Source organism: Natronosalvus vescus, assembly GCF_023973145.1.
In the GTDB taxonomy this organism is placed as follows: Archaea; Halobacteriota; Halobacteria; order Halobacteriales; family Natrialbaceae; genus Natronosalvus; species Natronosalvus vescus.
In genome coordinates, this window is record NZ_CP099546.1 from 1,992,452 (window position 1) to 2,013,222 (window position 20,771).

19 protein-coding genes are annotated in these 20,771 nt (G+C 63.8%); 10 read left to right on the top strand and 9 right to left on the bottom strand.

Annotated elements, in window-relative coordinates; genetic code table 11:
• Positions 1-66 precede the first annotated feature (66 nt).
• Complete coding sequence (locus NGM68_RS09580) at positions 67-903, top strand: DUF7089 family protein (protein ID WP_252697864.1); 837 nt, start codon at positions 67-69, stop codon at positions 901-903.
• Between the two features lie 12 nt (positions 904-915).
• Here NGM68_RS09580 and NGM68_RS09585 read toward each other — a convergent pair whose 3' ends face one another.
• Together NGM68_RS09585 and NGM68_RS09590 are read right to left on the bottom strand one after the other, a co-directional pair.
• Positions 916-1,494 (bottom strand): DUF7090 family protein, encoded by a 579-nt coding sequence (locus NGM68_RS09585; RefSeq protein WP_252697865.1) that lies wholly within the window; start codon positions 1,492-1,494, stop codon positions 916-918.
• A gap of 173 nt (positions 1,495-1,667) precedes the next feature.
• Positions 1,668-2,810, bottom strand: a complete 1,143-nt coding sequence (locus tag NGM68_RS09590; RefSeq protein WP_252697866.1) for an ABC transporter ATP-binding protein — start codon at positions 2,808-2,810, stop codon at positions 1,668-1,670.
• Positions 2,811-3,258: 448 nt separating this feature from the next.
• Here NGM68_RS09590 and NGM68_RS09595 point away from each other — a divergent pair, with 448 nt between their 5' ends.
• From NGM68_RS09595 to NGM68_RS09605, 3 genes are all read left to right on the top strand, one after another.
• Positions 3,259-4,410, top strand: a complete 1,152-nt coding sequence (locus tag NGM68_RS09595; RefSeq protein ID WP_252697867.1) for an extracellular solute-binding protein — start codon at positions 3,259-3,261, stop codon at positions 4,408-4,410.
• A 202-nt stretch (positions 4,411-4,612) separates the two neighbouring features.
• Positions 4,613-6,223 (top strand): ABC transporter permease, encoded by a 1,611-nt coding sequence (locus NGM68_RS09600; RefSeq protein WP_252697868.1) that lies wholly within the window; start codon positions 4,613-4,615, stop codon positions 6,221-6,223.
• Between the two features lie 124 nt (positions 6,224-6,347).
• Positions 6,348-7,028 (top strand): class I SAM-dependent methyltransferase, encoded by a 681-nt coding sequence (locus NGM68_RS09605; RefSeq protein WP_252697869.1) that lies wholly within the window; start codon positions 6,348-6,350, stop codon positions 7,026-7,028.
• A gap of 28 nt (positions 7,029-7,056) precedes the next feature.
• On the opposite strand, the gene NGM68_RS09610 is transcribed toward NGM68_RS09605, so the two are convergent.
• From NGM68_RS09610 to NGM68_RS09635, 6 genes are all read right to left on the bottom strand, one after another.
• Complete coding sequence (locus NGM68_RS09610; protein ID WP_252697870.1) at positions 7,057-7,656, bottom strand: DUF1684 domain-containing protein; 600 nt, start codon at positions 7,654-7,656, stop codon at positions 7,057-7,059.
• A gap of 45 nt (positions 7,657-7,701) precedes the next feature.
• The gene (locus NGM68_RS09615) at positions 7,702-8,100 is read right to left on the bottom strand and encodes a hypothetical protein (RefSeq protein WP_252697871.1); all 399 of its coding nucleotides are present in this window, start codon (positions 8,098-8,100) and stop codon (positions 7,702-7,704) included.
• Between the two features lie 136 nt (positions 8,101-8,236).
• Positions 8,237-8,605, bottom strand: coding sequence for a sensory rhodopsin transducer (locus tag NGM68_RS09620; RefSeq protein WP_252697872.1), 369 nt, complete (start codon positions 8,603-8,605; stop codon positions 8,237-8,239).
• A 206-nt stretch (positions 8,606-8,811) separates the two neighbouring features.
• A complete protein-coding gene (locus tag NGM68_RS09625; protein WP_252697873.1) occupies positions 8,812-9,558 on the bottom strand; it encodes an OapC/ArvC family zinc-ribbon domain-containing protein in 747 nt (248 codons plus the stop codon).
• A 3-nt stretch (positions 9,559-9,561) separates the two neighbouring features.
• Positions 9,562-9,960: a DUF2073 domain-containing protein gene (locus tag NGM68_RS09630; RefSeq protein ID WP_252697874.1), complete on the bottom strand. Its 399-nt coding sequence runs from the start codon at positions 9,958-9,960 to the stop codon at positions 9,562-9,564.
• A gap of 4 nt (positions 9,961-9,964) precedes the next feature.
• Entirely contained in the window at positions 9,965-10,603 is a 639-nt protein-coding gene (locus NGM68_RS09635) for an Era-like GTP-binding protein (protein WP_252697875.1), read from the bottom strand.
• Positions 10,604-10,812: 209 nt separating this feature from the next.
• On the opposite strand from NGM68_RS09635, the gene NGM68_RS09640 reads away from it, so the two are divergent.
• The 6 genes from NGM68_RS09640 (at position 10,813) to NGM68_RS09665 (ending at position 20,439) form a co-directional block, all read left to right on the top strand.
• A complete protein-coding gene (locus NGM68_RS09640; protein ID WP_252697876.1) occupies positions 10,813-12,051 on the top strand; it encodes a hypothetical protein in 1,239 nt (412 codons plus the stop codon).
• Positions 12,052-12,120: 69 nt separating this feature from the next.
• Positions 12,121-14,247 carry a S9 family peptidase gene (locus tag NGM68_RS09645; protein ID WP_252697877.1) on the top strand — a complete coding sequence of 709 codons (2,127 nt, stop codon included), beginning with the start codon at positions 12,121-12,123 and terminating at the stop codon, positions 14,245-14,247.
• Between the two features lie 121 nt (positions 14,248-14,368).
• Positions 14,369-15,013 carry a SatD family protein gene (locus NGM68_RS09650; RefSeq protein WP_252697878.1) on the top strand — a complete coding sequence of 215 codons (645 nt, stop codon included), beginning with the start codon at positions 14,369-14,371 and terminating at the stop codon, positions 15,011-15,013.
• Complete coding sequence (locus NGM68_RS09655) at positions 15,003-15,452, top strand: hypothetical protein (protein WP_252697879.1); 450 nt, start codon at positions 15,003-15,005, stop codon at positions 15,450-15,452. Before NGM68_RS09650 ends, NGM68_RS09655 begins: the two co-directional genes overlap by 11 nt.
• Before the next feature lie 203 nt (positions 15,453-15,655).
• Positions 15,656-16,960 (top strand): metallophosphoesterase family protein, encoded by a 1,305-nt coding sequence (locus NGM68_RS09660; protein ID WP_252697880.1) that lies wholly within the window; start codon positions 15,656-15,658, stop codon positions 16,958-16,960.
• Complete coding sequence (locus NGM68_RS09665) at positions 16,957-20,439, top strand: ATP-binding protein (protein WP_252697882.1); 3,483 nt, start codon at positions 16,957-16,959, stop codon at positions 20,437-20,439. Before NGM68_RS09660 ends, NGM68_RS09665 begins: the two co-directional genes overlap by 4 nt.
• A 59-nt stretch (positions 20,440-20,498) precedes the next feature.
• On the opposite strand, the gene NGM68_RS09670 is transcribed toward NGM68_RS09665, so the two are convergent.
• Entirely contained in the window at positions 20,499-20,657 is a 159-nt protein-coding gene (locus NGM68_RS09670; RefSeq protein WP_252697884.1) for a hypothetical protein, read from the bottom strand.
• Between the last annotated feature and the right edge of the window lie 114 nt (positions 20,658-20,771).

Sequence of the window (20,771 nt, forward strand, 5' to 3'; positions counted from 1 at the left end):
CAGTACGATCGCCGTCTCCGCACTCTTGGCACTGCTGCTTATCGCCCAGTCGATCGTCGCCGCCTGATGTTCGAGGAGCGTTCGCTCTCGCCGGCCGTCGACGCCGTCCGAGCGGAACACGCCCCAGAGACGCTGGTGTTCGACGTCGACCGGGACTTCGAGACCGTGCCGCCGGCACAGGCCGAGTCGCTCGGGTTGTTCGTCGAGTCACTCGAGCCAGCCAGATATCCGTCGGCCTGGCTCCCCGCGGACGCACCCCACCTGTTGGCTCGCTACGCTGGCTCCGACTTTACCATCGGCATGCCCGGCGACGGCAGCGTCGTCTGGACGCGCCAGACCAGCCCGCCCGTCCTGCTGGTCAAGGCTCGTGTCCAGGGTGCCCCCGAGTCGTTCATCGACTTTCTGCTGGCGGAAGCGCTGGTGCAGGTCGGCCTCGAGGTTCCCGAACACTTCCTGGGCTTTTTCGAAGACTCGTACCGCGACCTCGACGCGGCGGTGCCGCTCGACCCCAACGCGACCTACCAGATCGCTGCCGCGCTGTACGACGGCTGGGTGGGCCTCCAGACCGGCCCGATCTTTGCCGGCTGGGACGACGACCATCCCGAGCTGGCCGCAGCGTGGCACGACGCCGGGAGTCGCCTCGAGGGGCGGCTCTCGGGCCTTCCCGGGGCGGTCGCTCGCGGGGAGACGGACTTCGCCGATGCGACCGAACTGGCGTGTGCGGCGATCAAGCACGCCTCCGACCACGATTACGACAACGGCCACGATCAGCCGCTCGAGCTACCGGCCCCGTTCGCCGCCCTCCAGACCGGGGCCTATCGCGATCACGGCCCTGCCTACGCGATTCGCTGGGCCGAAAAGACGTTCCGGGCGCTCGAGGATACCGATTCGTCGGGTTCGTAGCCGATTAGACGCTCAGAACGCTGTCGTCACGTTGCCTGCTTCGTCCAGGTCGACGATTCCGTCGAACAGCGCTCTGAACTGCTCGACGATCTCGTCGTCGTGTACTTCTTCCGAGAGGTGAAAGAGGCCGATCGCGTCGTGTGCCTCGAGCAAGTTTACCAGCCGTTCGACCGTCTCGAGTGCGGCCCGCTCGCCGGCGTAGTAGGCGAGTTCGGTGACCGAATCGAAGCTAACTCGCACCTTCCCGTCGTTGGTCTCGAGGAAGCGTTCGACCTGGCGGACGATGCCGTCGACGTCGTCGGGGGCGGCGACGTAGTGGACGTTGTCGCTCGAGCGACGGGAGTAGCCGCGTTCGATGCTCAGCGTGTCGAGGATGACGGCACGGGATTCGTCGACGTCGTAGTACTCGAGTTTCTGGGTGACCTCTCGAGCGGTGGTTCGCGTCGAGACGACGAGAAAGGAGTCGGTGTCGGTTTTGAGAAAGTCGGTATCGATACGATCCGTCTCCCCGGTGCTCGGATGCAACAGAAGCACGCTCGTCCCACCCGGAACAGTATCGGGCGTGTTCTCGATTTCGAGTGTGTAGTCCATATTGGAGTGAACAACTTGCGGGATTGACTTAAGGATGCGGATATCTGGCAGGCGGCGGTCGCCCATCCGATGTTCGGGGTGTATCCGGTGCTCGAGGTGGTATTGTATCGCAATTACACTCGAGACACGTCACCGTCAGTTGACCAGACGGCAAGACGCGTCAACGCAGCGGCCTACATCTGGTCGTTGCGCGTCGGGAACCACGCCAGATCGTGTGTCGCCCCCAGGTCGACACTGACTGGCTCGTTGAGATCGATCTGGTCGGCGTGGTTGTGCATCGCCTCGACGGTAATGCCCGAATCGAGTTCGATCCGATAGAGGATGGTCGGTCCGAGGTATCGACGGTAGGTCACTTCGCCGTCGGCGTTCTCGGGCGTGGTCGGCGTGGCGATCACGTCGTCCGGGCGGAGCAAGACGTCGATATCGGTTCGGTCGTACTCGAGGGCGAGGCCGTGGATCCGGTCACGGCCGATGGGGCCGAGCGTGGTGTGGACGATGTCGCCGTCGACACGGCCGGGGACGAAGCTGGCGTGACCCAGGAAGCCGGCGACGAAACGGGATTTGGGGTGCTGGAAGATGTCCTCGGGCGTATCGATCTGTTTGAGCTTTCCGCCGGCCATCACCGCGACGCGGTCGCTAATCGAGAGCGCTTCTTCCTGGTCGTGCGTGACCGAGATCGCGGTGACGCCGGTGGCTTTCAGGATTCGGCGAACCTCCTCGCGCATTTCGACCCGGAGGTCGACGTCGAGGTTCGAAAACGGTTCGTCGAGCAACAACATTTCGGGTTCGGGTGCGAGTGATCGCGCGAGCGCGACCCGCTGTTTCTGTCCACCCGAGAGCTGTTCGGGCGAGGACTCGCCCTGATCGCCGAGCCCGACGAGCTCGAGCAACTCCGCGACCCGCCGGTCGCGCTCGGCTTTCGGGAGGTCGCTGATCCCGAAGGAGACGTTCTCGGCCGCCGTCATGTGCGGGAACAGCGCGAAGTCCTGAAAGACGACCCCGACGTCTCGCTGTTCGGGTGGGACGAACGTCGAGTCGTCGGCGACGGCCACTGGCTCGCCGTCGATCCGAATCGACCCGCTCGAGGGGCGCTCGAGGCCGGCGAGTAGCCGGAGCGTCGTGGTCTTTCCACAGCCAGACGGGCCGAGCAGCGTCAGAAGTTCGCCTTCGTCGACCGACAGCGAGAGCGTTTCGACGGCGCACTCGTCCCCGAAGAACTTCGAGACGCCGTCGACCTCGAGGATAGGGGTGGTCTCTGACAGTTCGGTCTCGGTGCGGGTCGGTTCGGTCAGCGTGCGTTCGTGTTCGACGGACATGAGAGCGAGAGTGATCGACCGACGTGAGTCGCGAGGAGCGCCCGTTCGGCGTCGATTAGTGAAGCGGGCGTGCCTACAGGCGCGTCGGTGCTAGTTCTGTCCCCACATTTACGCCCCTAGGATTTAGGCCTTCCTAAAATTCCCAGTTTCGCGCGTACGCGACCCCTCCTCGATGTCTCGACTCGAAATCTCGAGGTTTGTTTCGGGCGAGTGCATTGCCGGGGCGCCGATGCCCTGAATCCGCCGACGGATTCCCCCTCTCTTTAGGCTCGCCTAACAATCGACACGCTCAAGCGGCATAGGCTCCCCTCAAACAAATAGTTCGTCATAACTGACGTGAAACCCGTAACGTCAGGGGTTCCTACCACGTCACAATCTAGTTTTGTCCTGTTTTTGGCCGACCAAAATCGATGGCTATAAGTGTTTTAGGCTGGCCTAAATTAGGTAGATGGCGAACGACACACGACGACGTTTCCTCGTAACGACCGGCGTCGCGGCGAGCGGTTTCGCCGGGCTGGCCGGTTGTCTCGGTGGAAGCGACGATGGCAACGGCAACCCCAGTTCGATCGCTGACGCCGAACCCCTCGGTTCACCCGTCGACTCCTCTGCGGTGAGCTGGGACGATCTGGGCGACCTCGAGGGCGAGGTCACCATTTACTCCGGGCGGACGCGAGAGCAGATCGACCCCGTGTTCGTCGAACTCGACGAGCGCTACGAGAACCTCGACCTCAACCTCTTCCACGACGACAACGACGTCTACGTCAACCAGATCCTACAGGAGGGCGACGCCACGCCAGCGGATCTGATGTACTCACAGGATCCCGGCGCACTGGGCGAACTCGAGCGCAACGACGCGCTGCAAGCGCTCCCCCAGGACGTTGTCGACGCCGTTCCGGAGAGCTACCGCGACCCAGACGGCTACTGGACGGGCGTCACCGGCCGAGTTCGGTCGATCATCTACCACACAGAGCGCTGGGCGGATCTCGGCTACGACGCCGACGACTTACCGACGAACATCTTCGAGTACGCGACCGACGAACGCTTCCAGGACATCATCTCGACCCGGCCGAACTCCGGGACGTTCCGTGGCTTCATCCAGGCGATGGTCGAACTCGAGGGTGAGGAGGCAACCCGGGAGTGGGTTCGCGGGATGGTCACCGATCAGAACGTCCAGCTGTTTTCGGGTGGCTCCAACCAGGCGGCGGCGATCGATCTCGGTGGCGATGGCGATCCGATCGTCGGCCTCGGCAACAGCTACTACGCGGCGCGCATTCTCGACGAAGATCCCGACGCGCCGATCGATGTCGCGTTCACCGAGAACGATCCCGGCTGCCTGTTCAGCGTCGCGGGCGTCGGCGTGATGAACGAGGTCGACGACCCAGAACTCGTCGCCGAGTTCGTCCGACACCTGCTGGCCGCGGAGGGACAGGAGTTCATGATGGACGCCAACGGCGAGTATCCCGTCGTCGAGGGCATCGATTACGTCGGCGACCTGCCAAATCTCGAGGACATCAACCCGCCGTCGTTCGACCTCAGCAGCTTCGACATGGATCTGCGCGAGGCACAGGATCTCCTCAACGAGGAGGGAATGACCGTCTAATATCGACCGTTCACCACATTGTCGAAGTGCCACTCCTTATAGGGAACCGACGCCTTCCCCCGAGGACGGTTCGTTCCATTTCGAGCCGGGACACCGAAGACGCGACTTGATCGACCGCGCACGTACCGAGGGGACTCGAGGTGCGTATCAGTGGGTTCAAGCGAGTCGAACCCCAATCTCCGTCTCAACGACTCTCGCTCCAATGAGGCCTCTCACGCGCTATCTCGATTCGGCCGGCCGCCGACTGCCGGAGAGCTCGCGATTCGACCAGTCGGCGGTGGTGCTGGCGCTGCTGAGTGGACTCATCGCGTTTCTGGTCGTCTCGCCGATGTTCTGGCTGCTCTGGCAGGCCGGCACGGTCGACCCCGTGCGTGCGTACGGGCTCCTGGTCTCTTCACAAACGGCATCGGTGACGCTCAACAGCCTGGTGTTGATGGGAATCGTCACCGCGTGTTCGATCCTGCTCGGGGTTCCGCTCGCGGTGTTGACGACCCGGACCGATCTGCCGTACCCGCGCTTTTGGACCGTCGTCGCCGCCCTGCCGCTCGTCATCCCGAGCTACATCGGTGCCATCGCGTTCGTCGCGATGTTCGGTTCTGGCGGCGAGATCGACAGTCTGCTGGGGGTGACGATTCCACGGATCGACGGCCTTCGCGGTGCGGCGTTCGTCATCACCCTCTACACCTATCCCTACGTCTTTTTAACGACCCGGGCGGCCCTGCTGTCGATGGACTCCTCGCTCGTCGACGCCGCGCGAACGCTCAACCACGGCCGCCTCGGTGCGTTCCGTCGAGTTACCCTCCCCCAGATCCGTCCGGGAATCGCCGCTGGTGCGCTGTTGGCCGCCATGTACGCCGTCTCCGACTTCGGCACGCCGGCGTTCATGCAGGTGAGCGTCTTCACCAGCACGATCTACTGGGAGTTCCGCGGCTTCGCCGTCGAGTACGCCGCCTTGCTCGCCTTGCAGTTGATCGCCATCGTCGCGGTCATCCTCGTCATCGAAGCCGGCATCGGTCGCGACGAGGATGCGAGCGGCGGAACCGGACGGGGAACCACGATTCGACTGGGCTTCTGGAAGTGGCCCGCGATGGGATCGATCGCCGCGCTGGGCGTCCTCACCCTCGTCGTCCCCGTCGCCATCTTCACACGGTGGCTGCTCGTGAGCCAGGGCGACCCGATTCCCTCCCTGGAGTTCCAGTGGGAGTTCGCGTACAACTCGGTCTACCTCGCGCTGCTGGCAGCGCTGGCGGCCGTTTCGTTCGCACTCCCGGTTGCGTACTACTCCGGGCGGTACAACTCCCTGCTCTCGCGGGTGTTCGAACGGGCGACCTACCTCGGATTCGCCGTGCCTGGTGTCGTCATCGGCCTCGCGCTGGTGTTTCTCGGCACCCGGACGCTCCCCTCGCTGTACCGACAGGGCGTGTGGCTGCTCGTGTTCGCCTACGTCGTCCGATTTCTCCCCCAGGCCGTGGGCACCGTTCGCTCCTCTGTGCTCCAGATCGACGCCAGGACGGTCGAGGCAGCGAGCACGCTCAACGCCGGCCGCCTCGAGACGTTTCGCCGGGTCACCCTGCCACTGATCGCCCCCGGCGTCGTGGTCGGGGCCGCGCTCGTCTTCCTCACGACGATGAAAGAGCTGCCGATGACGCTGATGTTACAACCGGCCGGAATGGACACCCTGGTGATCATCATCTGGGGTGCCCAGAACGCGCTTGCCTACCGGTTCGCGGCCATCCCTGCGCTGTTGTTGATTCTGATCTCCGGGCTCTCGATGTTATTGCTTCTCCGGCAGGAAGGATACGACGTGAGCTAACCGGTCGACGCCCAGAACGTCGATAGAGTGTTAGAGACGAATCCCAGGCGATCCGACGCTCACGACCGGTCGCTGGCTGCCGGCGAACGAAACTTCCTTTCCCGGCCCGCTCGAGAGTGGGCGTATGAGCGTTCGCGAGGAGTTCGACGCGTGGGCGGCCGACGGCCGCGACAAAGGGATGGAGACGCGCCACTGGCACACCGCCAGGCACGCACTGGCACGGATGCCGGTCGAAGCGGGCGAGACGGTGCTCGACCTGGGCTGTGGGAGCGGCTACGCCGGACGCGCCCTCCGGGTGACGAAGGGTGCCGGGCGGGTCTACGGCCTCGACGGTGCGCCAGAGATGGCACACAACGCCGCGGGCTACACCGACGATCCGCAGATCGGGTACGTCATCGGCGATTTCGGTGCCCTCCCGTTCGACACGGACAGCATCGACCACGTCTGGACGATGGAGGCGTTCTACTACGCCGCCGATCCACACCGGACGCTCGAGGAGATCGCCCGCGTGCTCCGACCCGGCGGGACGTTCTACTGTGCGGTCAACTACTACGAGGAGAACGTCCACTCCCACGACTGGCAGGAGCACATCGCCGTCGAGATGACCCGATGGAACCGCGAGGAGTATCGAGAGACGTTCCGCGACGCCGGGCTCGTCGTCGCCGCCCAGGACAACATTCCGGATCGAGAAACGGAGATCCCCGACGTCGACGCGTTTCCGACCGAGGACTGGGAGACTCGAGCGGCGATGCTCGAGCGCTACCGCGAGTACGGGACGTTGCTGACCGTCGGCGTCGCGCCCTGAACGCTGCCGTTTTTCTCTCAGCCCCCTCTCATTCCGGTGCCTTCTCCCCCGCCGGAATCGCCACCTCGAGCCAGTTCTCCTCGGGCGGAAGCGGGCAGTCGAACGTCTCGCTGAAGGCACAGAACGGCGAGTACGCCAGGTTGAAGTCGACGAGCAGGTCGTCGCCGTCCTCGAGGCCGCCGTCGACTGCGAGTTCCATGTACCTGCCCCCGCGGTAACTCTGCTGGCCGGTCGTCTTGTCCCGGAACGGGACGAACAGCGTCTCGAGCCCGCCGTCCTGGCTGTAGGCCGCGAGTTCGTACCGGCCGTCCTCGAGATCCGGATCCGCTCGAGTGAGGTCGAACGCGAGCGTGGCCACGCGGAGATATCGCATCTCGCGACCGGCGCTCGTCTCCATCGCCACGGGATCGGCCTCGGGGTCGTCGACGAGCGAGACGGTTGCGTCGACGCGGTAGTCCGGATCCGGCGGGAAGTACTCGAGCCCCTCGAAGTTCGAGCGCTCCTCCGGCGGAATCGGCGACTGGGGGTGGTCGGCGAAAAATTGGTCTTTCTCCGCGCGCTTTGCCTCGAGCGTCTCCCGATACGCCTCGGGATCGGTATCGGACGTGAGGTCTGCTGGGTCGGTCATAGCCGCCGGTTCGCCGTCCGGACGGGTATGCCTGTCCCTCTCCGGTCAATCGACTCGATCCACGGCCTCTGCTGACTCCCGCTCTTTCGCTGCCTCGTACGCGATGTGGAACTCGTAGCCGAACCAGCCAACGACCGTCAGCCCGGTGATCGCCCAGATGGTCAGGCGTTCGAGGCCGCTCGCTCCGCCGACGAAAAACAGCGCGAAGACGACGGTCAGGAAAACGACAATGCGGAGGCGCGTCACCGTGGATCGCTCCGAACCGGTGGCGGCCAGATACAGCTGTGGCGCGGCGACGCCGAGTCCGACGACCAGCAGAAAGCCGAACAGCGGGCTCGACCAGTGTGGCAACCCGAAGGCTGCCGTCACGACCTCGAGCCCCACCACGATGACGGCGATGAGCGCCATCGACACCAACAAGACGCGACTCTCTCGAGAGACCATACCCTCGATTCGAGCGCCAGGGGTTCAGCCGTTTTGGTTCGTCGCTCGAGTGGCGTCGTTATCACTGTTCGATATCGCTCCTGCTCGTCTTCGTCATCGCCCCTGCTCGTCTTCGTCTTCGTCGTCGACAACCCGATCACTCCAGCGGGTGTGCAATCGTCGTCAGCAGGGCGTTCTCCGCCTGTCTCGAGTCCAGTCGCGTGTGCTGACAGACGACCGGAATATCCGATTCGATCACGCTCGCGAACGGCTCACCTCTGGGAATCGGTTCCGGTTCCTCGAACTCGTTGAATCGGAAATGCCTGGTTCGCTCTGCGGGAACGGTCTTCTCGTACGGGCCGACGGGCTCTCGATCGGTGAAGTACACCGTAATCTCGATGGCCGCGTCCTCGTCGGTCGTGTTCAGGACGCAGATGGTCTCGTGGCTCTCCATCTCGGGTTCGGGGCCGGTGCTTCCATCTGGAACGTACCCTTCGGGAATCGCCCAGGTGTGTGTACCCGTCATCGTGTCCGTGCCGTCCATAACCACGGGGATAACCCCGTGGCTTGTACCCTCAGGCGTCTACGACACTCGAGCGGTACTCGAGTAACAGCCGATCGACAGGAGAATAGCACGCGAGCGGTACTCGAGCGAATACGTCGTTTGCCACGAAAATTCCCCCGAAAACAGCCGTTGGCGGTGATTCAGATCGCCGTCGAGGTGACTCGCTCTCAGGAATCGTCGTTCCCTTCGCGCCAGGAGTCGGGAACGTCGATGACGTACCGGCCGTCCTCCTGGAGGGAGACGATGTACTCCTCGCGGTCGTACAGTTCCATCAGGTTCAGTTCGTACTGGCCCGGGCGAACGATCTTGATGCTCTCGAACTGATCGTTCAACTCCTCGCGCAGCTGGTCGAGGGAGGGACGTTCCGCCGTATCCGTTGGCTCGCTGACGACACGACCACTGTCAGGGCTCGGCGCGTCGTCGTCCGGTTCGTCCGGGCTCCGTGACCGCGGGAGTTCGTCGCTCGAAACGATTTCGCTACGGGCGCTCGCCTGCGCAGAGTCCTCGCTCGATGGCGGGGCCGGCTGTGACTCGACGGTGGCGTCACCGTCGGCCGTCGACGAATCGCGTTCCGTCCGCTGTGGATCGGTGTCTGGTGCACTCGCTCGATCCGCTGGCCGCCTGGCGGTTTCCGGCCACTCGCGGAAACTGGATTCGGTCGATTCGGATCCGGTCTCGCGCGCTGGCGACTGCTCGGACGGCGTCGTGATGCCCGACGGCTCGTCCTGTTCGCTCGAGGCGGCAGTGCGGTTCTCGGTCGTGATTCCGTTCCCGCCGGTCTCGTCGGGATCGCGCGGTGGCGTACTCGAGGGGGTGAACTGGAACTTGTTGCCGCCACAGTCGGGACAGCCCGATAGCATCTCCTTCGAGCCGTCGGGAAACGTCCGCTCACAGGTGGTACACTGGTGTGGCATTCGTCAGCTTCTCGAGACGAGCGCGCTGATGAGCGTCTCGTCTTTGTGCAGGGTTTCGATCTGGTTGGCCGGGCCGATCACGGTGAGTTTGTTCGAGGTGTCGTCGTTGCCCATGAGCCGCCCGAGCAGCGAGGAGTCTCGCGTGCCGGACTTCGGATACGTCTCGATTTCGATGCCGTTGAACTCGTCGGGGCTGATTTCGGCCATCGTCACCTCGATGAGTTTGCTCTCTTCGTCCGGGGAGAGTCCCTCCTCGAGGATCACGATGTTGCCGTCGTGAACGCCGTCGAGGATCATTCGAATCTTCTCCATGCTGGCCATCCCGTCCATTCGCTCTCCGCTGATGAGGTCGATCTGGACGCCGTCGCGACGGTCGTCGTTTGCTTTCGTTGCTCCCGGCATCATCTCACCCGAAGTACTCCGCGATGTTTTCGTACACTTCGTCCATATTCTCGCCCTCTTTGGCCGACAGCGGCACTGTCTTGTGCTGGGGGAACGCCTCCTCGATGCGCTTGACGCTCGATTCGGGGAGGTCGATCTTGTTCGCGAAGATCAGTACGGGCAGGTCGCGCGATTCGATGATCCCGATCAGCATCGTGTTGACCTGCGTGATCGGATCCTCGGCGCTGTCGAGGACGTAGATGACGCCGTCGACGTCCTCGCGAAGCCAGTGCATGGCTTCTGCGACCCCTTCGGTCGCCTCTCGAGAGCGCCGGATCGCGTCGTCCTTTTCCATTTCGTCGGTGAACTCCTCGTAGTCGACTTTCGTCGTCACCCCGGGGGTGTCGACGATGTCGATGGTGACCGATTTCCCGTTTCGTTCGATCTCGACGTCCTCTTTGCGGCGGGCACGTCTCGTTTCGTGGGGAATGTGACTTTCCGTACCGATTGCGTCACCGGTCCAGTCGCGGGCTATTCGATTCGCTAACGTCGTCTTTCCGGCATTTGGCGGGCCGTAGATGCCGATGCGCTTTGGCTCCTGTTCGGAGAACAAGCCATCGGTCACGCGGGAGATGCTATCTTTGAGTCCTGTAAACAATCCCATCCTGGAGATCCTCCACACACCAGTGAGTGTGTCTGCGCGTACTACAGAACCGGATTCACTTAAGTCTACGTCAGACAGCGGGAAAGTCACACCCGCGAGCGTGTTCGGTTCGAAGAGACGCCCGGTTCGGTCTCGAGGCGTCGTCTGCAGCGTGGACGGGACGTGACTGGACGCGAACATTCATGGCCGAGCTCTCGCATGGATGTGATATGAGCGCCGCCGCCGACCGCCTCGCGGAACCGCAGGTACTCGCGCATACGAAGCGCGCCCTGTTCCCCGCCGAGGACGACGCCTACGCCGTCGTCGACACCCAATTCTCGACGGACGAGTGGCGGCCGGGCCACCGCCTCGAGTCGGATCTCCTCGAGGCGCTCGCCCCGTTCAATCACGTTCGCGTCGGCGGCGGCTACCCCGACCTCGTCGGCGTCCGGTGTCTCGAGTCCGAATGGCTGGCGGTCGACCGCCTTGGGGACGAGCCACCCCTGGTTGCCATCGAAGCGAAGGGGTACACGACGGGCGGCGTCGACACCGAACGCGGGATCGTCCAGGCGTACGACCGCCTCCACGAGGCCAACGCGGCCTACCTCGCCGCCCCGGCGGCCGTCGTCTCCCAGACCGATCGGACGCTCGCTCGCGAACTCAACGTCGGCATCCTCGGCGTCACCCCGTCGGGCGCGGTCGAGCCGCTCGAGGTGCCCCGGATCGTCGGCAATCGGACGACGACCGAAGCGAACGCGATTCGGTTCCAGGCGAGCGCCCAGGGCGTGACCGACCGCTCGTTCGGTCTCAACCACCCGAAGAACTACCTCGGCTATCCGCTGGCCCACTACGCCGACGGCGAGACGGCCACGCTGCTCGAGACGTACAAGGTTGTCGGCGCGGTCGACGAGGCGCGACGCGGGGCGGCGTTTCTCGGCCTGGTCGACGACCGCTCCGGACGGGTCGACCTCACCCCGCTCGGCCAGGAGGTGGTTCGCTTCGCCCTCGCTCGGTACGGCTCGGTCAGGGCCGCCCTCGAGACCTTCTCGGACTGGTATCGCTCCCGAAAACGCTTCGTGGAGGTCGCGCCGGCGTGGGGACAGCTCGCCCGCCGAATCGTCTATCAGTATCCGGCGACGAAACTGCTCGTCACCGAGCTCCAGACCGCGTTCGAGGACGGCGAGCCCGAACCGTCGCTCGTCGACCTCGTCTGTCGCCTGCACGAACTCCACCCGTCGTTCACCGTTGAGTTGTTCATCCGGGGCGATCAGGCGGTTCGCCGCCGGGTGCTGACAGCCGACGGCCACCTTCGCGAGACGGCGCTCGAAGACGGTGCCGTCTATCACGCACCCACGGTGTTCCAGCTGAAGGCAATGCTGTACCACACGGGGATTCTGACCAGCCGTGGGGCGGAACCGCATCGGCTCGAGCCGCTCGAGGACGTGTGGGCGCTGTGCGAGCCGGTCTGACTGTCTGACGCTCTGTTCCACGGTGCCGCCTCACACACCTTTACTATCGTCCGACGTCCTTTCGGGAGTATGTCAACGCCGTACGGCGAGTGGCCGTCGCCGCTCGACGCGCAAACGGTTGCCGAGAGCGGTCGCGGACTGTCGGCTGTACAGATCGATGGCGAACACGTCTACTGGCTCGAGCGCCGGCCCGATGAGGGCGGACGCGGCGTCATCGTTCGGCAGTCGCTGGATGGGGCGGCGGCTGAATCGGGCGATGTCACCGAAGTCACACCCGACTCCGTCGACGTCCGGACGCTGGTTCACCAGTACGGCGGCGGCGACTTCCTCGTCGAGGACGGTTTAGTGTGGTTCGCGGCACTCGAGGATCAGCGACTGTGCCGTCTCGAGGTCGAGGCCGCCGAGGTCGAAGCCGAAGAGCTGGACGTCCCCGATCCCGAGGCGATCACCCCGGAGCCGCCGGCCGACCGCTCCCACCGCTACGCCGACCTGACGCGAACACCCGACGGGAGGTGGCTCTACGCCGTCAGGGAACGCCACCACGAGGCCGACTCGGAACCGAAAAACGAACTCGTCGCGATTCCCTCGACAGGGGGCGAGCCGATCGTCGTCGCCGAGGGCCACAACTTCTACGGTGCACCGCGGGTCTCCCCCGATGGAGAGCGACTGACGTACCTCCAGTGGGATCACCCGCAAATGCCGTGGGACGGCACCGAACTCGTCGTCGCCGACCGCGCGAGCGACGGGACGCTCGAGGACGGCGCGGTGGTCATGGGCGGCCCCGCGGAGTCGGTGTTCGATCCCCAGTGGCACCCCTCGGGAGCGCTGTTCGCCGTCTCGGATCGCACGGGCTGGTGGAACCTGTACGTACTCGGTGCGGAGCCCCGGGAGACCGACCCCCGGAACTGCCTCGAGGCGTCGATGGAGTTCGGCGTCCCGGGGTGGGTGTTCGCCCTTTCGACGTACGCGTTTCTGGACGATGGACGGATCGCGACGCTGGTCACCGACGACGGCCGGACGCGGCTTCGTTTTCTCGAGCCCGCTGGAGACGGCATCCCTGGGGCCGGTACTACTGGATCCGGTATTGCTGAAGACGACACCGCTGGGGACGGCAGTTCACCTGTCGACGGGAGGGAGTGGACGCTCGGCGAACCACAGCTGCTGTACACCGCGTACCGCCCGGCCTCGCTCCGCTCGGACGGGGAGCGACTGGCGTTCATCGCCGGTCAGCCGACCGAACCGACGGCCGTCGTTTCGTGGACACCCGGTGGGGAACCGGTTCGCCACCGTGAGGCGATGACCGTCGACCTCGAGGAGGCGTTTGTCTCCGTCCCCGAATCGGTCGCGTTTCCGACCGGGGACGCCGTCGACGCGGAGGAGACCGTCGCCCACGCCCACTACTATCCGCCGACGAACCCCGACGTCGAGATTCCCGAGGACGAGCACCCGCCGGTCGTCGTCACCGTCCACGGCGGGCCGACGAGTCGCTCCAGGGCGACGCTCGACCTCGAGACGCAGTTCTTCACCACGCGCGGCATCGCCGTGCTCGACGTGAACTACCGCGGCTCGACCGGCTACGGACGGGCCTACCGCGACGCGTTACAGGGCGAGTGGGGCGTTCGCGACACCCTCGACTGCGTGAACGCGGCCCGCTACGCCGCTCGAGCGGGCTGGGTCGATCCGGATCGACAGGCGATTTCGGGCGGCAGTGCCGGCGGCTACGCCGTGCTCGCGGCGCTCGCCGGCTACGACACGTTCGACGCCGGAACCAGCTACTACGGCGTGGCCGACCTCGAGGCGCTCGCCGCCCACACTCACAAGTTCGAGTCCCGGTACCTCGACGGCCTGGTCGGCTCGCTTCCGGAAGCCGCGGACGTCTATCGGGAACGCTCACCCGTACACCGGGCCGATTCCATCACCGGGGCGCTGCTGTTGCTCCAGGGCGGCAAGGACGAGGTGGTTCCGCCCGCCCAGGCCGAGGCGATGATCGACGCCCTCGTCGACACCGGGACGCCCTATGCATATCTCGAGTTCCCCGAGGAACGCCACGGGTTCCGCGACGCCACAAACGTCTCCCGGGCGCTCGAGGCCGAACTCGCGTTCTACGGCGAGGTGTTCGACTTCGAGCCGGCTGGCGAGTTGGATGGGGTGACGTTGCTCGAAGGGAGGTATCCGGAGTCGGGGGACTCGACGTAGAAGTGGGGCATTGCGGAGGTGTATAGCACAACCAAAAGTGGTTGTATTAGAGTTATACAACCAAAAAAGGTTGTACTTACGAAATACAACCATATATGGTTGTGGAGCGTAACAGGCGAATATGTCACCTCCGGAAGCGACGGAACGGTACGTCATCCTCGGGGACGTGATCGACTCGGCCTCGATCGAGGATCGATCCGCGTTTCGAACCACTCTCGCGGCGGGTCTCGAGCGGGTGAACGACGAGTTCAGTGCCGACATCCACACGGATTTCGAGTTGCTCAAAGGGATCGACGAGTTCGGGGGCGTCCTCACGAGCCTCTCGAGGGTGTACGAACTCCTCGCGACGATCCTCGAGTCGTGTCATCCGACGATGGTTCGATTCGCCGTTGCTGGCGGGCAGATCGACGTCGAACCGTCGAACGAAATTCACCAACTGGATGGGGAGGCGTTCCACAGCGCTGATACGCTTCTCACCGCCGTCGAAGATGACGATCTCTACTGTTACGTCGACACTGGACGGGCGGTCGACACCCTGCTCGCGATCAGCATGAACCTGTTATTGGGACAACGGGCGGGGTGGACACCACGCCAGGCGGATGTCGTCCGCGCCTACGAACGCCAGGGAACGCAAGCGGCGGCGGCGTCGGAACTCGGAATTCGACAGCAAGCAGTTTCGAAGTCCCTCCGCCAGATCGATTATTTCCAAACGAAACTGTTAAGAGAACATCTCCTGGATGTACTCCCAGTCATCTATGGGGAGTGAGTTTTCGACGACCGGCTCGTTCGTCAAAACGGATCTGGCCGCCCTGGGCCTCGGCCTGACTTTGCTCGCCATCCACGTCGTTCCGATCGCACAGCTCCCGAATCGGGCCGTTCCAGCGGCGGAACTGGCCGCCTACGGGATTCTCCTGGGAACCAGTACCATCGTGGTGAACGGCGGTCTGTCGCTCTTTACCGGCGACCAAGTCGCGACCGACAGCGATTTCGACCAGGACACGGGCTGGCTCATCGGAAAAATGGAGAACGTCCTGGTGTTGACCTTCGTTCTGCAGGGGGCCTACACCGCACTGAGTATCGTCTTCGCCGCCAAGTCGTTCATTCGCAAGGAGGACATCTCGAGTGGCAATACGACGTACTATCTCGCAGGGACGCTGCTCAATTTCACGTACTCGGTGGTGATTGGGCTGGTCTTCTCGCTGTGAGGGGCTGTCTTCGACGTATCAATTTCGTTCTGTAGGATCGCCAGACGGCAAGTCGACACGCTCGGTATCGATGTAGAACGTACAACATTCGGTAGGTCGACTCAAAGACGCGAAACGTTCGTTCGTCACCGTCATTCGTTTCACCCCAGTGGATTTATCCCCCCACCATAACAACCGGTCTGGTATCTCTCTGGAGGACGGCAATGCAAGACGCACACCTGAATCTGTTGTGTACCGGCGACATACATCTGGGTCGCCACCCGACCAGAATCCCCTCGGAGATAGACGGGCAGCGTTTTTCGCCGAAATCGGTCTGGTCGTCCACGGTCGACGAAGCGATTCGTCGAGCGGTCGATGCAGTCCTTATCTCCGGTGACGTCGTCGACCGGGAGAACCGATTCTTCGAGGCCTACGGCGCGTTCGAGAACGGAGTCAGACGCCTCGAGGAGGCCGACATCCCGGTCGTCGTGGTCGCTGGAAATCACGACTTCGACGTCCTCCCCCGGCTCGTTCGAGAGCTGGATCGCGAAAACCTCCATCTGGTCGGGAACGATGGCGACTGGGATCGCTGGACGCTGTCGAGGGACGGACAGGCCGAACTCCACGTCGATGGGTGGTCGTTTCCGAAGGAGCACGTCATCGACTCGCCACTCGAGGACTACGAGCCCTCGCCCGACCCTGACGTTCCCGTGATCGGGCTCCTTCACGCGGATCTCGATACGCCCGGGAGCGAGTACGCCCCCGTCCAATCGAACGACATTCTCGGCAAACCCGTCGATGCGTGGGTGCTCGGGCACATTCACAGACCAGCCGTCCACAACGAGGCGGATCCGCTCGTCCTCTACCCCGGGTCGCCACAGGCGCTCGATCCGGGTGAACGCGGCGCGCACGGGCCCTGGATGGTGCGGATCGACGGCTCGGGCGACGTGGACGCCGAGCAGATCCCGCTAGCGACCGTTCGATACGACCACGTCGGCGTCGACGTGAGCGACGCTGACGACCCGAAGGCGATCCCCTCGATGGTGAGAGACCGGATCGAGGATCGGGTTCGATCGGACGTGGAACTGGGGGCGCTCGAACTCCTGCTCGCTCGAGTCCGCCTGACAGGCCGGACGGCCGCGCATGGCGAGATTCATCGGCGAAAAGCGTCGATCGAGGACGATCTCGGACTCAAAGTCGGCACGACGCCCGTGCGCATCGAATCGATCGAGGTCGACACGAAACCGGCGGTCGATCTGGCGGCACTGGCACAGGGCGAAAGTCCCGCCGCGTACGTCGCCGACCTTCTGCTCGCGATAGAGAACGATCGCGTCACCGACGAGTACGGGTCGCTGGTTCAGGACGCACTCGCGTCGATACAGGAGGCCCACGAATCCGGCGCGTACAGCGTACTCAGACGTCAGGGGGAACTCGACACGCCGGACGAGTCGGACGCGGTCGAGACGCTCGAGTCCCAGGCGAGGGTGTTGCTCGATACGTTGCTCGAGCAAAAGGAGGGTGCCGCATGAGCGAGGATGGACTCCACGTCGAGACCCTCGACATCGTTCGTGCACCGGGGTTCACCGCTCGAGGATTCCAGGTCGACGACCTCTCGGAGGGCATCAACGTCGTGTATGGCCCGAACGCGAGCGGCAAGACGACGATGGCGCTGTCGATACAGGAACTGCTCTGGCCCGGAGCGGTGCGGGACGGAACCGAACTCGTCGGCCACCTGTCCCTGAACGGTGACGACTGGCGGGTCGAGACGCGTGATGGTCGAGTCACGTACCAGCGAAACGGGCAGGACGCGAACGGGCCCGGTCTGCCACCCGCAGAAGAACGTGACCAGTACCACCTCTGCCTCCACGACCTGCTCAGTGACGAGACCCGAAACGAGTCGTTCGCTGCGACGATCGAGCGGGAGTCGGCGGGCGGCTACGACCTCTCGGCAGCCGCCGAACGGCTCGAGTTCGACGACACTCCGAACTCGAGGAGAATAGGGGAGGTGTCGGCGGCCGAGTCTGCCGTCGACGCCTGGCGGACAGCTCGATCCGAGATGGACGCGCTGCGAAACGAGGAGCAACGACTCGGACGGCTTCGAACCGAACTGGCTGAAGCGAGGAGTGCCACCGACCGAGTGAAGCTACTCGACCAGGTAATCGAGTTTGCCGAGGCCAGGACGGAACTCGAGACGGCCCAGGAGGCGGTATCGGCGTTCCCCGAACTTCTCGAGTCGATCGACGGTGACGAAGCCGAGGCAGTCGACGAACTGCGTGAGGAGGTCGGTGAGTGGGAGGACGAAAAAGAAGCGGCCGAGGAGGCGGTCGTCGAAGCGACCGACGCGATCGAGACGGCGGCTCTTCCGGACGACGGCGTCCCAGATGGGCTGGTGGAACGGCTCAAATCGCTGGCCAGCAAACTCGAAGACCTCGAACGAGATCGCGACGACAGCACGGCGGATCTCGACGAGAAACGTGCAGAACGGGCGAACTGCCTCGAAGCCATCCCGCTCGACGTCAGCGAGGAGACGCTCGAGAGCCTGGATCCGGCTTCGTGGGGAGCGGTATCCGAGTTCGTTCGAGACGCCGAACAGCTTCGATCGGATCGATCACAGTACGAGTCCGCTCAGCAGTGGTTGCGCGAGCGCGAGACGCCAGCCCAGGATCTCGCCTCGCTTCGGAACGGACAACAGGCGCTCGAGAACTGGCTCAAGACCTCGAGCAACGAATCGGCCGGGAGTGGATCACACCCGCTTGTCATCGGGACGATTTCCGCACTCCTGTTCGGAGTAGCAGGGGTCACGTTGGGGTTCTTCGTTCACCCGGCCCTGTACCTGTTCGTCGCTGCAGGCGTCGGACTCGGCGTCTACGGGTACAGTGCGCACCACTCGGGGACGGACGAAACAGAGCCCGGAGCAGCCCACCGGGAGGCGTTCGCCGATCTCGGACTCGAACCGCCCAAGTCCTGGGGGCCGGACGCCGTCAGGCATCGGCTGACCGAGCTCAACAGGGAGATTGCCGCACACGAACTCGAGCGTCTCGTCGAGGAGCGTCGCGACGCTATCGAGGGCGATTTAGAACAACTGGAACGCCTCGAGGACGAGCTTAACGAGCGACGATCCGAGCTTCGAGAACGGTTCGGGATCGACATCGACGTCTCCGATCTCGAACTCCTCGTCTTCGCGAACGGGATCCTGCGATGGCAAAAGTACAATGACCGCGTCGTCGGCCTCGAGAACAAGATTGCGGAGATCGATGCACAGATCGACGAGACACGTGCCGACCTCGAAGCGACCCTCGAACCGTACGGGTACGAGACCGTCGACGATGCGGCCCACGCCAGGGCACACATCGCCAGCATCGAGTCACGAGCGACTCGACACACCGACGCAACGCGAGACCTCGAGAGTGCGGCGAAAACCATCGAGAAGGCGACCGAGAAGATCGATACCCTCGAAACGAAGGAGGCCGACCTCTTCGCCGAGATCGGTCTCGACACCGACGAACTCGACCGACTACGAAAACTCTGCGACCAAGCCGACGAGTGTCAGGAAGCCGTCGAGACGGTTCGCCAGAAAAAGAGTATCGTGGATCGGGAGGCGGGCAAACTCGAATCCTATCCCGGGTTCGACTCCGACCTGCAGACCAAACCGATACCCGAACTCGAGCGCGACAGACGCCGGGCCGAGGAGACGGCCGCGTCGTACGACGCCATCCACGAGGAAATCACGACGATCGAGACGCGGGTACAGGAAGCGAAAACCGACTCCGAAGTGGAGGACGCCATCACGGAAAAACACCGTGCACTCGACTCGTTACACGAGAAGCTGAACGAGGACTGCGCGTCGCTGGTCGGAGACGCCCTCACGGAGCACGTCCGAGAGACGACGGGCGAAACGAACCGGCCAGCAGTTTTCGAACACGCACGGACGGTTCTCGCGCGGATCACCCACGGCCGCTATCGCCTCGACCTCGACGACGGGGACGGAACCTTCCGGGCCTTCGACACGGTCACCGAGACGGGATTCGACCTCGACGAACTCTCGAGTGCGACCAGACTCCAAGTACTTCTGGCCGTCCGGATCGCGTTCGTCGAACAGCAAGAACAGGGCGAACAGCTCCCGCTGATACTGGACGAGACGCTGGCGAATACGGACGACGGGAAGGCCGAGGTCATCATCGAGTCGATGCTCGAGCTCGCGAAGGATGGGCGGCAGGTGTGGTACTTCACGGCGCAGGGCGACGAGGTACACAAGTGGCGTGGGGCTCTCGAGGACGTCGAGGACGTCGACTACTGTGAGATCGACCTCGCGACCGTTCGCGGTCTCAGCGAGGAATTTCACGTCCCCGATCTCGGGGATCTCGAGGTTCGTGCGGTTGCCCCGCCCAGTCCGGATCCGGACGGGCACGATCACGACTCGTACGGTGATGCACTCGACGTGGAATCATTCAACCCACGTCTGGGCGCCGGCAGCGCACACCTGTGGTACGTCGTCGACGACGTGACGCTCCTGTCCCAGCTCCTCGAGCAGGGGATCACGCGATGGGGCCAGCTCCAGACGCTCCTTCAGCAGGTGGATCGGGCGGCTCTCGTGGACGAACCGGATCGATTGAGGGTAGTTGAACGGAACGGAACTGCGCTGGAGACGTTCGTCCACTCGTGGGAGACGGGCCGTGGTGACCGAGTCGATCGCCAGACGCTCGAAGACTCCGGAGCCGTGAGTTCGACGTTCATCGATCGGGTCGCCGACCTCGCCGAGGAATGCAACGGCGAGGGCGAACGGATCATCGACGGTCTCAGAAACGGCGAAGTGAACCGATTCCATAGCGACAAAACGACGGAACTCGAGACGTATCTCGAGGAGAACGGGTACATCGAGACGGTGGAACCGCTCGAACCTGAGGCAATTCGCCTTCGAGTGGTGAATGCGTACGTCGAGAACGGTCTCGATCGGGAGGCCGCGAACGACGAAGCCGATGCGCTCCTCAGCAGGCTGAAAACGGTGTAGTCGGTTCGCTCGTCTCGTTTCACGGGCCACTGTCTGGTATTTCTGAACTCCTCGGTACTTTAACTCGAGTGCGACCGACACAACACTTCCTGGCGCTGGCGGATCGTATCTTCCTCGGATCGGACGTCGTAGTGTTCGTCGATGATTGCGGGTAAGACGGTACATCGCTCGCTCACGACCTGTACGTCGACGCCGGCCCCGTTCGGAATATGACCCAACTCTTTCGTGCAGATAGCGCGTGTTTTATAAACTTCTTACCGCGGTCTATCGAATCCACATCGTTCACAAAACGAACGGGCGCGACGGGCATTCGTTACAGCCTGTGAACGGCG

Bases quoted from the DNA above. Each gene is read 5' to 3' on its own strand.
- NGM68_RS09640 (WP_252697876.1), top strand. From the start codon at position 10,813: ATGAGCGCCGCCGCCGACCGCCTCGCGGAACCGCAGGTACTCGCGCAT.
- NGM68_RS09595 (WP_252697867.1), top strand. From the start codon at position 3,259: ATGGCGAACGACACACGACGACGTTTCCTCGTAACGACCGGCGTCGCG.
- NGM68_RS09600 (WP_252697868.1), top strand. From the start codon at position 4,613: ATGAGGCCTCTCACGCGCTATCTCGATTCGGCCGGCCGCCGACTGCCG.
- NGM68_RS09610 (WP_252697870.1), bottom strand. From the start codon at position 7,656: ATGACCGACCCAGCAGACCTCACGTCCGATACCGATCCCGAGGCGTAT.
- NGM68_RS09605 (WP_252697869.1), top strand. From the start codon at position 6,348: ATGAGCGTTCGCGAGGAGTTCGACGCGTGGGCGGCCGACGGCCGCGAC.
- NGM68_RS09655 (WP_252697879.1), top strand. From the start codon at position 15,003: ATGGGGAGTGAGTTTTCGACGACCGGCTCGTTCGTCAAAACGGATCTG.
- NGM68_RS09590 (WP_252697866.1), bottom strand. From the start codon at position 2,810: ATGTCCGTCGAACACGAACGCACGCTGACCGAACCGACCCGCACCGAG.
- NGM68_RS09620 (WP_252697872.1), bottom strand. From the start codon at position 8,605: ATGACGGGTACACACACCTGGGCGATTCCCGAAGGGTACGTTCCAGAT.
- NGM68_RS09630 (WP_252697874.1), bottom strand. From the start codon at position 9,960: ATGCCGGGAGCAACGAAAGCAAACGACGACCGTCGCGACGGCGTCCAG.
- NGM68_RS09585 (WP_252697865.1), bottom strand. From the start codon at position 1,494: ATGGACTACACACTCGAAATCGAGAACACGCCCGATACTGTTCCGGGT.
- NGM68_RS09635 (WP_252697875.1), bottom strand. From the start codon at position 10,603: ATGGGATTGTTTACAGGACTCAAAGATAGCATCTCCCGCGTGACCGAT.
- NGM68_RS09615 (WP_252697871.1), bottom strand. From the start codon at position 8,100: ATGGTCTCTCGAGAGAGTCGCGTCTTGTTGGTGTCGATGGCGCTCATC.
- NGM68_RS09645 (WP_252697877.1), top strand. From the start codon at position 12,121: ATGTCAACGCCGTACGGCGAGTGGCCGTCGCCGCTCGACGCGCAAACG.
- NGM68_RS09650 (WP_252697878.1), top strand. From the start codon at position 14,369: ATGTCACCTCCGGAAGCGACGGAACGGTACGTCATCCTCGGGGACGTG.
- NGM68_RS09660 (WP_252697880.1), top strand. From the start codon at position 15,656: ATGCAAGACGCACACCTGAATCTGTTGTGTACCGGCGACATACATCTG.
- NGM68_RS09580 (WP_252697864.1), top strand. From the start codon at position 67: ATGTTCGAGGAGCGTTCGCTCTCGCCGGCCGTCGACGCCGTCCGAGCG.
- NGM68_RS09625 (WP_252697873.1), bottom strand. From the start codon at position 9,558: ATGCCACACCAGTGTACCACCTGTGAGCGGACGTTTCCCGACGGCTCG.
- NGM68_RS09665 (WP_252697882.1), top strand. From the start codon at position 16,957: ATGAGCGAGGATGGACTCCACGTCGAGACCCTCGACATCGTTCGTGCA.